The organism is Roseomonas acroporae (assembly GCF_023223525.1).
Lineage (GTDB): Bacteria > Pseudomonadota > Alphaproteobacteria > Acetobacterales > Acetobacteraceae > Roseomonas_E > Roseomonas_E acroporae.
The window spans coordinates 1-1,788 of record NZ_JALPRX010000032.1; the positions used below are offsets into that span (position 1 = coordinate 1).

Here is a 1,788-nt window from a genome sequence, read left to right on the forward strand (position 1 = left end):
GGGGCTCCGCCCCGGACCCCGCGAAGGGGCGAAGCCCCCTTCGAGACCTCCGATCCATCAAGACGGGTCGAACAATCCCGCCATGCGTATGGGATCTTTCCGGGCCGGGCGCGTCCATCCGCCCCGAAGTCGCTCCGTCGACTCGTCTTCCTGCGCGGCCAGGCCATGCGGAAGGCCGGCCGGCGGCGGCGCGGGCCGGCCCTGCGTCGCCCCCTACGTCGCCGGCTTCCAGGCGAGCAGGCGGAGCGCGTTCAGCGTGACCAGCACGGTGGCGCCCGTATCCGCCAGGATCGCCGGCCACAGGCCGGTAAGGCCGGCCAGGGTCGTCGCCAGGAAGACCAGCTTGAGGCCGACCGCCACCGCGACGTTCTGCTTCACGTTCCGCAGCGTGGCGCGCGACAGCGACACCAGCTCGGCGACGCCCGTCACCCGGTCCTTCAGCACCGCCGCGTCCGCCGCCTCCAGCGCCACGTCGGTGCCGCCGCCCATGGCGACGCCCACCGTGGCGGCGGCGAGCGCCGGGGCGTCGTTGATGCCGTCGCCCACCATCGCCACCGGGCCGGCCGCGCGCAGCGACGCGATCTCGCGCAGCTTGTCGTCCGGCAGCAGCCCGGCCTTCACCTCCAGCCCCAGCATGCGGCCCACCGCCGCGCCGGTGCGGGCATTGTCGCCCGTCAGCATCACCGAGCGGACGCCGAGATCGGCGAGCGCCGCGATGCCGGCCGCCGCGTCGGCACGCGGCTCGTCGCGGAAGGCGAGCAGCCCGATCGCCGCGTCGTCCGCCAGCACGACGGAGACGGTGTTGCCCTCCGCCTGCAGCCCCTCCATCGCGGCCGCGAGCGGGCCGAGGCCGCCGCGCGCCGTCTCGGCGCTGTGCCGCGGGCTGCCGACCTCGACCCGCCGCCCCTCCACCGTCGCCGTCACCGACCGGCCGGGCCGCGCCCCGGCCTCGCCGGCCGCCGGCACGGCGAGGCCGCGCCCGGCCGCCGCCGCGGTCACGGCCCTGGCGAGCGGATGCGCCGAGCCGCCCTCCACCGCCGCGGCCAGCGCCAGCACGCGCGCCTCCTCCTGCCCCTCGGCGGCGACGACCCGGGTCACGCGCGGATGCCCCTCGGTGAGGGTGCCGGTCTTGTCGAAGGCGACGGTGCGCGCCGCCCCGATCGCCTCCAGCGCCGCGCCGCCCTTCACCAGCAGCCCGCGCCGCGCCCCGGCCGAGAGGCCGGAGGCCATGGCGGCCGGCACCGAGATCACCAGCGCGCAGGGGCAGGCGATCAGCAGCACCGCCAGGCCCCGGTAGACGCTGGTCTGCCAGTCCCAGCCCAGCAGGAAGGGCGGCAGCAGGATCACCAGCAGCGAGACGATCATCGCGCCCGGCGTCCACCAGGTCGAGAAGCGCTCGATGAAGCGCTGCGTCGGCGCGCGCGAGGCGGTCGCCTCCTCCACCAGCCGGACGATGCGCGCCACGGTGTTGTCGGCCGCCGTCCGCGTCACCCGCACGCGCAGCACGCCGTCGGCGTTGATCGAGCCCGCGACCACCGCGTCGCCGGGCTGGCGCGGCACCGGCACGCTCTCGCCGGTCACGGCGCTCTCGTCCAGCGACGAGCGCCCCTCCTCGATGGTGCCGTCGCAGGGCACGCGGTCGCCGGGGCGGACCAGGACGAGGTCGCCGAGCCGCAGCCGTTCGGAAGGGACGGTCTCGGCGGCGCCGTCCGGGCCCAGGCGCAGCGCGGTGCGCGGCATCAGCCGCGCCAGGGCGCGGATGCCCGCCCGCGCCCGCCCCGCCGCCAC

Annotated in this window: 1 protein-coding gene; it reads right to left on the minus strand. The window is 77.3% G+C overall.

Going from position 1 to position 1,788, the window contains the following annotated elements; all coding sequences use genetic code 11:
* Positions 1–213 precede the first annotated feature (213 nt).
* A partial coding sequence (locus M0638_RS08680; protein ID WP_248666579.1) for a heavy metal translocating P-type ATPase occupies positions 214–1,788 on the minus strand: 1,575 nt, incomplete at its 5' end.